Below are 9,585 nucleotides of genomic sequence, written 5' to 3' on the forward strand. Positions count from 1 at the left end.
AAAGTTCGTGCTTTCGATAACCGAACGACGGCGTTGCCATTGCCATTCGTGCTTTCGACAACCGACGCTCGGGACAGGCCCGAGAGCCTTCTCACAAACGATCGATTTTGAAGCACGGCCATTTGAGACGTGTAGCAGCCCAGCAAAGCGTATCAAAACACTTTCTCGATTGCTGGCCGTCGTGATAGGCGTCGCGCATGAGTTTTGAGAACGGCCCATGCTGATCGGATACGCGCGCGTGTCGACGCCGGAGCAGGATCTTACGCCCCAGCTCGACGCGCTGCGCGCGGCCGGTTGCGAGCGCACCTTCAGCGACAAGGCGAGCGGCGCCAAAGCGAACCGCGCCGGCCTAGCTGAAGCACTTTCGCACGCGCGGGACGGCGACATACTGGTAATCTGGAAGCTCGATCGTCTCGGCCGAACGGCAAAGGGTCTGACCACCCTCGCGGAAGAGCTGGAAACGCGGAACATTGGGTTGCGCTCGATCACCGACGGCATCGACACGGCAGGGACGATGGGGAAGTTCGTCTTCCGCCTTCTCGCGGCAGTAGCCGAGATGGAGCGCGACCTTATCCGAGAGCGCACCACGGCTGCGTTGATGGTTGCGAAGCGCCGCGGCAAGATCGGCGGCCGTCAGACAGTGATGACGCCGGCGCGGATCAAGGCGGCGCGTAAGCTCTTGGTCGCGGGTATGACGATCCGCCAAGTCGCGCCGGCGATCGGCGTCTCAGTCCCGACGCTCTACCGACATTTTCCGGGGCCGGTTCAGGATGCGATCAACGCGGAAGAGATGGAACAGGATAGCGCGGCAGTCGCATTGCACAGCAAACCTACGGAGTGAACGATGAAACTAGCAGCCCTAGTCGAAGCCCTGTCGAGGATCGCGAAGGAGCATCCGGATGCGGAGATCGTCATGAGCGACGGGGAGACTGCCTACAATCTTCGCGAGCGACCAATAGCCTGGTCGGACTTCCCTCATGATGGCAACGGTAGCGTCACGCTCTATTATGGTGGGCTGGCTGACGCACTTGGCCCTCGGCCGATGTCTCGCTGACCGCTGGGGACAGCTGCGCCTGCTAATCAGGCCGACGTTGCATCGGGAGGGGCGCCTTGTGCGATCAACCACTGTCTCCCAGTTCTAGCCTGAAGTCGCTCGACAATCTTTTGACCTCGCTCGGCGAATATCTCATCGAGGGCATCGACCAGCTTCGTCCAGTCGTTCGACCCTCCGATGTAGAACCCGAAGCGCAGGCTTAGACTGACGATGAAGCGCCCTTCATCCTCTTGGATCTCCATCTCATCGTTGACGGAATCATGATCTGCGACATGGGCGTATCGCTTATTCCGCATATCGATAATTTCGTCATGGGCACCGCGCAACGCCTCGGGCAGCGCATCGCGCGCGAAGCCACTACCGCTCCCTCCGGTGTGAAGCCGGACATAGGTGGCGACGAAGGCAGTCGTCAGCATGTCCAGTTCAAGGAACGCGACCATATCTGCCTTGAATCGATAGACAGCCAGCTTGTCCCTGATGTGTTTCAGCACTGTCACGTGGTAAAAGGATAATGACAGTCGCGAGAGCTGCTTCAGCTCCCTGTCAGCGGTTTCGAGGACTTTGCGACCGTCCTCGGCACGCGCGTAGATCGCCTCTTGCCACTCTTGTGGCAGATACTGGATCGCCTCTTCAGGAACGATATAATAGGCACCATCGTCGTCATCTGCGTCCGCGTCACTCATGCTTGTTCCTCAAGCAGGGTCGCCAACGGTGAGCGCCGCACTGCTGCCGTCGACCTTTCCGGCAAGTCCAGGCACTTCCTCCAGTTGGCGCAAATCGCTGAAGCCGCCGCGCTCCTCGCGGTAGCGCACGATTTCCGGGCCATGTCCGTTGAGGCCGGGGACGGCATCTAGCTCATCGGCACTTGCGGTATTTACGTTGGTAGCTGGCATGGCGTTCTCCTGATGGTGCATCGTGCCATCTGTCGCCACGGCCGCAAGCGAAACCGTCGACCGTATTGCGGCGAACGGTTCAACATGCCTGTTCCCTTTTCGTTCTCTAGCGAGTTACAAGGCGGTGAAGGGAATCAACATGCTGCCTCTGATGCAGCCGGTCCCGGTCGCCGGGGTGCCACGGGAAACTGTCCTTCGCATCGTCGGCGCTGCCGGCGCCGGCTTTCCAAGCCCGGCCCAAGATTGGGAAGATGACGCGATAAGCCTGATCGAGCTGCTGCGTCTCGATCGGGCGGCCTCGTTCGTGTTCCGCATCAGCGGCAACAGCATGATCGAAGCGGGCATCTACGACAATGACGTGGTGGTGGTCGATCGTGACACGCGCCCTGCAGAAGGGCATATCGTGATCGCGATCGTCGATGGCGGCTTCGTCTGCCGCCAGCTTGTCCGGCGCCGGGGCGCCGCCTTCCTCGAAGCGCGCAATAGCCAGCAATGCTACGAACCTACCTCGGCCGAAGGGGTCGAGATCTGGGGTGTCGTGCGGACTGGCGTGCGCGACTATCGGCGCTAGGTCGTGTCTTGGGCAATCGTCGACGTAGCCAACTTCTATGTCTCGGCCGAACGCCTGTTCGATCCGAGCCTGCGGGACGTGCCGGTCATCGTCCTGTCGAACAATGACGGGTGCGCGGTCGCCCGCTCAGAAGAGGCGAAGGCGCTGCACGTCCGCATGGGCGAGCCGGTCTTCAAGATTCGCGACCGCATCAAGCGTCACGGCATCCAGCTCCGATCGAGCAACTACGAACTGTATGCGGATCTCAATCGTCGCTTCAATTCGGTGATCGCCGACCATTCGGAGACGGTCGAAATCTACTCGATCGACGAGAGTTTTTTCCGGTTGCCCGTGCTTTCCACCGGGCTTGGCGACGTCGCGACCGCGCACGCGGTCCGCGAGGATATTGCTCGATCAGTCGGGCTTCCGACCCGCATCGGCCTAGGTCCGACCCGCACCTTGTCGAAGGTTGCGAACGCGTTGGCGAAGGCGACGGAGAAGGTGTGGGGCGGGGTGGTCGACCTTCACGATCTCGAACTGCGCCGGCGTCTGTTCCAGCAATGGCCGGTCGGAGAAGTGTGGGGCATCGGGGGTGCGCTGGAAACGCGTCTTCGGCCCCTCGGTGTGAGGACGACGGCGGACTTGGCCGCACTGCCCCCGACAGTCGCGCGAGACGTGGGAACGGTGGTGCTGGAACGCCTTGTCCGCGAACTGGGCGGGACCGAGTGCGATGACTTCAAAGTAGCGCCCGAACCGCTCAAGGCGACCGCGGTGACGCGCCAGTTTGGCGCACCTGTCTCTGATCCCGTCGAGCTGCGCGAAGCGATGGCGAGGCGCGCGGCGCGCGCTACCGAGAAGATACGCGCGCAAGGACTCGCGGCGAGCCGGCTGATCGCCTTCGCGCATGGCTCGCGCTATCGGCCGAACCCGCCCTCGGCGTCGCGATCGGCGCGTCTCTCCCCGCCGACGAACGATCCCCGCGTGATCGTTGGGATCGCGGGGAAGATGATGGATGCGATGTTTCAGCCGGGAGGCGTCTATACCAAATGCGGCGTGCTGCTGGAGGATCTGGTGCCGGAGGGCGAAGGGCAAACGGACCTGTTCGCGACGGCTGATCCCAAGGCGCCAGCGCTGCTAGCGGCGATGGACGGCCTCAACAGCCGCTTCGGTCGCAACACCATCGTCCTGGGGGCGCAGGGGTGCGGCGCACGGTCATTCGATACCAAGCGATCGCAGAAGAGCCCGGCGTGGACGACGCGGATCGGAGAAATTCCCGTTGCACGCTGATCGACTAAACTACCACGTTTGCGAGTTTATTTGATCGGAGGCGGGTCATGGCCTTCTCTCGCGGGTTTCCCTCCTCGATAGGAGAAGTCGATGTGCCATGTGCTGGTGATCGAGGATGAATGGCTGATCGCGGAATATGTCTGCGAGCTGGCGTTGAGCGCCGGAGCTACGTCGATCGACCAAGCTGCGACCCAATCGGATGCCGTAGCCGCAGCGACGAAGAACCCTCCCGCTGTCATCCTGTCAGAAGTGCAGCTTGCCGAAGGAACCGGGCCGCTGGCGGTGGTCGAAATCATGGAGCAATTGGGCGACGTGCCGGTGATCTTCATTACCGGGACGCCCGAAGCGTGCGAACCTTGCCATTATGCAGCTGCCATCCTTAGCAAGCCGATCGATCCCCACGAAGTCGTTGGCGCTTTTCGGAAAATCGCGCCGACCTGAGGGCTGCGCCTTAGGTGGGCGTCGCGACCTGTTCGGTCATCGCGCCGTCATAGGGTTTGACCAGTGCCAGCGCTTCGTCTTGCGAGCCATCGAGCCAAGTCGTGAAGTCGCGCGGGTGTAGGATCGCCGGCATAGCCTTGGGATGCCAAGGCGAGACGATCGCGTTCGGCGACGTCGTGGCGAAGGCGTAGGCTTCGCCTCGCGGCGTCGGCCGCCATAGGCCGGCGAAGAACGCGATCGGCTCATCGGGGATCGAGAACCACATCTGCCGGGGCTTGCTGTCGTCACCAGTGCCCCCCTCAGGGTGGGGCTCGGCGAAGTGGGTGAAGGGGACAAGACAGCGCCGCTCCGGGTTGGCGAGCGACGGCTTCCACATCGAGGACGCAAGGTTGCGGGCGTTGGTGACATACTTCTCCAGCTTTACCGCCGGGTCGCGTTTGCTCGGCACCTGTGTCGGGAAGCCCCATTCCATCGCGACCGGCTCCAATGGCCTGTTGCCTTGCGTCGATCGCCGCACAATCAGGCCGTAGCGCGCGGTCTTCTTGCCCGTCGGGAAGATCTCGCGCGGGACGGGATAGGTTTCGTCCTCGGCAAAGGGCGGGTCGAACCCGCACGCGCGCATCACCGCCGCTTGCTTGGCCGACAGACGATACCTGTTGCACATACCGGACTCCTGCCCGCGTCAGCGGCTTCGCGTTCGATCCTTGTTCGGCGCGCCGCGTCCGGGATCGGCAGCGCCAAGGCTTTCGCTGTCGAGCTTGCCGCCTGTCCTGATCCGTGCGGCGACGCCCTTCCGGGTCGCATCCTCGATCTTGGTGACGGCGCGGTCATCGTCGCCCCGATCGCGCGCTTTGGAGGCGGCCGCATCGACGAGGGCTTGCGCTGGAGCTAGGCGCGGGTCTGCACGATTGGCGTCGGCCGTATTCTTCAGGAATAGCGCCGCGAGACGCTGCTGGCCCGGGGCATGGCCGGGGGGCAGGGCGGGTTGCTCCAGTGCGCGGACGGCGCGCTGAAGCTGCACCTGCTGCTGGGAATTGATCTGGACGCCCAAGGCGGCACCGATCTCGCGCACCCGCTCGAGCGGCGTCTGATCCTTGTGGATGACGGCATCGACCTGACGGATGCCGAGCTGGGTGAGAAGATGGGACTGATAGAGCGGACCTTTGGGGTGGCGCAAATAGGCCAGTTCGGTGCGCGCCGCTCCGATGGTCTTGCTCGACACCTTGAGCGCGGTCAGGTTGCGCAGTTGTCCGTCCGCCTCCTTCTGTGCGGCAGGCAGATAGCGTTCGAGCTCTTCGCGCACCTTGTTGAGCGTGATGCGATACCGCTGGCCTGCGGGCGGATCGCGCGGGGGGAGCATCGCGACCCCGGCGGGGCCGAGGCGCGGTTCGATCACGACGTCATGTTCGAGCGCGGCGCTAGCGAGCGCAGCGCTCATCGGGCGGTGATCGCCAGTTAGGAAACCGTGGCGCGATGCTTCCATCCATGTTTTCGGATCGATCAGCCCGATCCGCATCTCGTGCCCGGCGTCGCGCGCGATCTGCACGGCGTGGTGGCGCATCGTGCGCCCATTACCTTCGCGGAAGGGGTGGATGGCGTTCAGCTCGTTGATGTGGTTGCCGAGCCTGTCGAAAAACTCGCCTGCGGCAAGTCCGCGAAATCCGCTTTGCGCCGCTACCTCGCCGAACCGCTTGTCCAATTCGCGGGCGATATAAGGCACGGCGGCGAAGCTCGATCCGCCCTTGGCGATATTCACCGTCCGATCCTCTCCCGCCCATGCGTAGAGGTCCTGGAAGAGATGCGCGTGGAGCGCGCGATAGCCGTCGGCGGTCAACGGGAAGGTCTGGCGCGCGGCGTCAGCGCCGCGCGCCAGCGTGAATTGCCGTTCCGCGGCCGTCAGCGTCGCCGCGTCGGTGATCCCCAGCTTGTTCCGAAGCGTGTCGGTGCCGGGATATGTGTAGGGGTCGTCGGCCAAGGTCAGGCCGCGATCTGATCGCTTCCGGGTCTATAGAGGTCGAGCATGATCGCCGGCATCATGGCCGGGGGCACGCCTTCTTCGAGCATCATCGCGAACATCGCGTCCTCATCGCGCGTCGGCGACATATCCTCGATCACAAGATTGGCGCGTGCCTCGGCCACGTCGCGCTTCCACAGCGCGACCTGCTCGGCGGTGCCGCGCTCGAACTCCATAGCCCGGATGCGGGTGCGCAGCGCGTCGATATCGATGGTGGGCATCTCGTCATCCTTTCGGGTTCCATACTAGGCGCGTCGCTCGATTTTCTCAATCAAAGAGGCTCTTTCCGCGAAGGGTAGTCGCCGCGCTGCGCCGCGCCCGCCTGGGCACGGCGCGTTCCGGAGCGATCAATATTCGCTCGCGAGCATGATCGTCAGGACACGTTTGGTCTGCGCTTCATCCCAAGGCGCTTCGCTTCCGAACATCAGGGCGTTGTCGTAAGAGTCAATTTTCCAGAACACGGTCTGGGTGATCGTCTCGGCATCATCGGGGCGACGTTCGGTCCATGTGCCTTGGGGCAGGCGATAGACCGCTCCGAAATCATGTTCGCCATAGGGGTCGTTATCGCCATCGAACTTGGTAAAACCGACGATCACGGCGAGTGCGGCGAAGCGGTCGGCATCGGGTAGAGCCTGAAAGCCCTCGGTGACGACGGCGCGCGATGCATGACCGGGATAGCGGCGGGCGGCGTCGTTGAGACGGCGGATGGTTTCGATCTGATCGAGGGTCGGCATGGTGTCTGTCCTCCTTCTGGCATGGGCCGCAAGGCCACTCGGCCTCACGGCCCTGCCTGTCCGGCGAGGACGGGATGGGGAGGGGGAGCGAGAATCTGTCGCTGGCGCGGGCGAGCCGCCTAGCGCGGCCAGTCCTGAAAGGCCGGGTGCCGTGCTTGGTGGATTACTCGGGCGGCCGATTGTCGTTCGGGAACGAAAGGGCGGCGCCCTTGGTGTTCCCCCCGCCGGCAGTGCGGAGCTGGACCGGCACGCAAAGCGCCGTGCGGACACGCACGTCGACAAGCGATTTTCCGCTTTCGTTCCGCCGTCCGCTGACTCATAGAATCGCAATGCCGATCCAGGCCGAACATCGCTGGCTCTACCCGATCGATTGGCCCGAGCTGTCGAAGCTGATCCGCTTCGGTCGCGCCAAGGGTTGCTGCGAGCATTGTGGTCGTCCGCATGGCGCACGGGTGTTCCACCTGGGTGATGGTCGCTGGTGGGATGGCGAGCGGCGACGCTGGCGCGACGGAAGGGGGCGGATCGTCCGCGTTTCCGTCGCCGAGCTGGCAGCGATTGTTCGCGTCACGCGGGTCTTTATCGCCTGTGCGCACCTCAACCACGATCCGACCGACAATGCGCCGCGCAACCTCGCGGCGCTCTGCCAGCGGTGCCACATGATCCATGATGCCGCCGAGCATCGGCGTCGACGCTGGCTGAACGCCTATCGCCGTCGCGCTTTGGGCGACCTGCTGGCCCGGCTCGGCGATGCGTGGATTGCAGGTGTGCCACGTGGCACACCTACTCCTTCTGCCGTCTTGGCGGCGCCCGGGCACCGGACGGGCGCTGCTAGCGGCCCCGCAGGGGCTGCGCGCGCGACGGTCATGCGGGGCATGGCCGTCGCGCCGGCGGCTCGCTGACGCTTGGCGCAACGCAAAACGGGTCCGATTGTCACCGCCCCGTCGCTGCCTGCCTGTTGCGGGGAGAGGGGAAAGGGGTCCGATCATCATCATCATCGGACCCCTCGTCGCCGTCAGGCCATTTCATCGTCGGCAAACACGCCGCTCTCCATGTCCTCGTTACCGTCCATGTCGGGATCGAAGCCCTCCGTGTCGGCGTCGGGCTGGTCGAACGCGCCGATCTGCATCGGGGCGGGAAGCCAGCGGGCCGAAAGTCGTTCGGAGACGTTCACCGCCAAATCGGCCTTCTTCTTGATCGTCGCGCAATTCTCGGCGCTCGGTGCGCCCACTTCGTCGCGCAACAGGTCGATCATCGCGGCGCGGCGCATCTTGTCGAAGAACGCGATGGGGGCGGACCAACGGGCGGCAATGTCCACGCCGCTCTCACGCGCGATCTGCTCGAAACGATGGTGCCGCATACCGGGGGAGCCGCCCGCGAACACCGTCCCGTCGATGGTCATCGCCACGAGTCCCGCCAACAGCGCCAGCTTGTCATCTTGGTCCATCGCCCGAATCGCCTCGAACCGGCCTTCGGTCGGCAGCGCAGCGAAGCGGGTCGCCATCATATCCTCGACGGCACGCACATTGCTCGTCGCCATCAGTTCGTCGGCAACGGTCGTCACGATCGGCTTTGCCTGTATCTCGGCTGCCATCTGATAGCTGTGCGCGCCGTGGAGTAGCTGCCCTGCAAGGCTGTCGATCATGATGTCGAGTGCAAGCGTTGGATCGCCCGCGACCGCTTCCTGCACGATCTGCGTCTTGATGCGGGTCAGGTCCGCGAACAGGGCGTTGCTGTAGAGCGGCTGCGGTCCGCTGCTCGTCGCCTTGGGCTTCGGCTCGGCCTTGGCCCGATAGAAGCCTTTGCCAAGGGTGCCATCGTTAGAAACCCAAAGCATGACACCGCCCACGGCCACCTGCTCGGCGGTGAAAGCGCGACGCCCGGCGTTGATCTCGTCCCGCTCGTCGATCAACGGTTCGATCCGGTCGCTGTCCTCGCCTTCCGTCTCGGCGATAGCCTCGATTTCGGCGTCGATCGCGGTCAGCCGTTCGGCCTCCGTGTCGTTCGGCTCGCGCGTGGCGGGATACAGGCTGGCCTTCATGTAATAGTCGTAGGGCCGGTCGAGTGCGGCCTTGACCTCATGCCACCCGATCGCGCGATATTCCTCGGCAACTGCGTCCAGCTTTTCCTCCGCCAGTTCCTGCACCAGTTCGGGCTGGTCCGCGTAACCGGCATCGCCTTCACCGAACAGGTCGGGGGTGATGGTCCCGCCCTTCGCTGCATATTCGTCGCGCCCGACGAACAGGAACGCCCCGTGCGTCGTTGCGATCTTCTCGGTGGTCAGCATCCGCCGGATGGCATGGGCTTGCCCGTTTGCCGCCTTGCAGACCTTGACCTGTAGGGTGTGATCGTCGGTCAGGGTGAGCGCCCGTGCCGCTTCCAGACTCAACTGGTCCTTGGCGATCAGGTCGATCAGCGTGGGCGCAAGGGCGCAGAGCCGCAGCATCTTATAGACGAAGCTGACGGCCAGGCCCGACCGTGCGGCGATGTCTTCGGCCGACATACCGGCATCGCGCAGCGCGCCATAGGACCGGATGCGGTCGGCGTAGTGCATATCCTCGCGCTGCTCGTTCTCGATCAGCGACAGTTCGACGGCTTCGCTCTTGTCGCGAACC

The 9,585-nt window shown here is 63.9% G+C and carries 12 protein-coding genes; 5 read left to right on the top strand and 7 right to left on the bottom strand.

Features of this window, described 5'->3' with window-relative positions; genetic code table 11:
• The first annotated feature begins 217 nt into the window (after positions 1-217).
• A complete protein-coding gene (locus tag ABDZ92_RS16915) occupies positions 218-841 on the top strand; it encodes a recombinase family protein (RefSeq protein WP_343764215.1) in 624 nt (207 codons plus the stop codon).
• A gap of 239 nt (positions 842-1,080) precedes the next feature.
• On the opposite strand, the gene ABDZ92_RS16920 is transcribed toward ABDZ92_RS16915, so the two are convergent.
• Positions 1,081-1,737 (bottom strand): hypothetical protein, encoded by a 657-nt coding sequence (locus ABDZ92_RS16920; protein WP_343764220.1) that lies wholly within the window; start codon positions 1,735-1,737, stop codon positions 1,081-1,083.
• Positions 1,738-1,746: 9 nt separating this feature from the next.
• On the bottom strand, positions 1,747-1,947 hold the full coding sequence (locus ABDZ92_RS16925) for a helix-hairpin-helix domain-containing protein (RefSeq protein WP_343764223.1): 201 nt from the start codon (positions 1,945-1,947) through the stop codon (positions 1,747-1,749).
• Positions 1,948-2,086: 139 nt separating this feature from the next.
• Between ABDZ92_RS16925 and ABDZ92_RS16930 the strand changes: the two genes are divergently transcribed.
• The 3 genes from ABDZ92_RS16930 to ABDZ92_RS16940 all read left to right on the top strand — a co-directional run bounded on the left by ABDZ92_RS16930 (position 2,087) and on the right by ABDZ92_RS16940 (position 4,225).
• Positions 2,087-2,518 carry a LexA family protein gene (locus tag ABDZ92_RS16930; RefSeq protein WP_343764250.1) on the top strand — a complete coding sequence of 144 codons (432 nt, stop codon included), beginning with the start codon at positions 2,087-2,089 and terminating at the stop codon, positions 2,516-2,518.
• Between the two features lie 3 nt (positions 2,519-2,521).
• Positions 2,522-3,784 carry a Y-family DNA polymerase gene (locus tag ABDZ92_RS16935; protein ID WP_343764226.1) on the top strand — a complete coding sequence of 421 codons (1,263 nt, stop codon included), beginning with the start codon at positions 2,522-2,524 and terminating at the stop codon, positions 3,782-3,784.
• A 90-nt stretch (positions 3,785-3,874) separates the two neighbouring features.
• Positions 3,875-4,225, top strand: a complete 351-nt coding sequence (locus tag ABDZ92_RS16940; protein ID WP_343764229.1) for a response regulator — start codon at positions 3,875-3,877, stop codon at positions 4,223-4,225.
• A gap of 10 nt (positions 4,226-4,235) precedes the next feature.
• On the opposite strand, the gene ABDZ92_RS16945 is transcribed toward ABDZ92_RS16940, so the two are convergent.
• The 4 genes from ABDZ92_RS16945 to ABDZ92_RS16960 form a co-directional block, all read right to left on the bottom strand.
• Positions 4,236-4,889, bottom strand: a complete 654-nt coding sequence (locus tag ABDZ92_RS16945; RefSeq protein ID WP_343764232.1) for an SOS response-associated peptidase — start codon at positions 4,887-4,889, stop codon at positions 4,236-4,238.
• 18 nt (positions 4,890-4,907) lie between these two features.
• Positions 4,908-6,200: a Fic/DOC family protein gene (locus tag ABDZ92_RS16950; protein WP_343764235.1), complete on the bottom strand. Its 1,293-nt coding sequence runs from the start codon at positions 6,198-6,200 to the stop codon at positions 4,908-4,910.
• Positions 6,201-6,202: 2 nt separating this feature from the next.
• On the bottom strand, positions 6,203-6,460 hold the full coding sequence (locus ABDZ92_RS16955; protein ID WP_343764238.1) for a hypothetical protein: 258 nt from the start codon (positions 6,458-6,460) through the stop codon (positions 6,203-6,205).
• Positions 6,461-6,586: 126 nt separating this feature from the next.
• On the bottom strand, positions 6,587-6,973 hold the full coding sequence (locus ABDZ92_RS16960) for a DUF3768 domain-containing protein (RefSeq protein ID WP_343764241.1): 387 nt from the start codon (positions 6,971-6,973) through the stop codon (positions 6,587-6,589).
• Between the two features lie 329 nt (positions 6,974-7,302).
• Here ABDZ92_RS16960 and ABDZ92_RS16965 point away from each other — a divergent pair, with 329 nt between their 5' ends.
• Entirely contained in the window at positions 7,303-7,872 is a 570-nt protein-coding gene (locus ABDZ92_RS16965; RefSeq protein ID WP_343764244.1) for a hypothetical protein, read from the top strand.
• 113 nt (positions 7,873-7,985) lie between these two features.
• On the opposite strand, the gene ABDZ92_RS16970 is transcribed toward ABDZ92_RS16965, so the two are convergent.
• Positions 7,986-9,585, bottom strand: a 1,600-nt coding sequence (locus ABDZ92_RS16970; protein WP_343764247.1) for a ParB/RepB/Spo0J family partition protein, incomplete at its 5' end; no start/stop codon positions are given.

This window comes from Sphingomonas molluscorum (assembly GCF_039522995.1).
Taxonomy (GTDB): domain Bacteria; phylum Pseudomonadota; class Alphaproteobacteria; order Sphingomonadales; family Sphingomonadaceae; genus Sphingomonas; species Sphingomonas molluscorum.

What these genes read in the sequence shown, in the direction of transcription:
- ABDZ92_RS16915 (WP_343764215.1), top strand. Translation starts at nt 218, where the DNA reads ATGCTGATCGGATACGCGCGCGTGTCGACGCCGGAGCAGGATCTTACG.
- ABDZ92_RS16920 (WP_343764220.1), bottom strand. Translation starts at nt 1,737, where the DNA reads ATGAGTGACGCGGACGCAGATGACGACGATGGTGCCTATTATATCGTT.
- ABDZ92_RS16925 (WP_343764223.1), bottom strand. Translation starts at nt 1,947, where the DNA reads ATGCCAGCTACCAACGTAAATACCGCAAGTGCCGATGAGCTAGATGCC.
- ABDZ92_RS16930 (WP_343764250.1), top strand. Translation starts at nt 2,087, where the DNA reads ATGCTGCCTCTGATGCAGCCGGTCCCGGTCGCCGGGGTGCCACGGGAA.
- ABDZ92_RS16940 (WP_343764229.1), top strand. Translation starts at nt 3,875, where the DNA reads ATGTGCCATGTGCTGGTGATCGAGGATGAATGGCTGATCGCGGAATAT.
- ABDZ92_RS16945 (WP_343764232.1), bottom strand. Translation starts at nt 4,889, where the DNA reads ATGTGCAACAGGTATCGTCTGTCGGCCAAGCAAGCGGCGGTGATGCGC.
- ABDZ92_RS16955 (WP_343764238.1), bottom strand. Translation starts at nt 6,460, where the DNA reads ATGCCCACCATCGATATCGACGCGCTGCGCACCCGCATCCGGGCTATG.
- ABDZ92_RS16960 (WP_343764241.1), bottom strand. Translation starts at nt 6,973, where the DNA reads ATGCCGACCCTCGATCAGATCGAAACCATCCGCCGTCTCAACGACGCC.
- ABDZ92_RS16965 (WP_343764244.1), top strand. Translation starts at nt 7,303, where the DNA reads ATGCCGATCCAGGCCGAACATCGCTGGCTCTACCCGATCGATTGGCCC.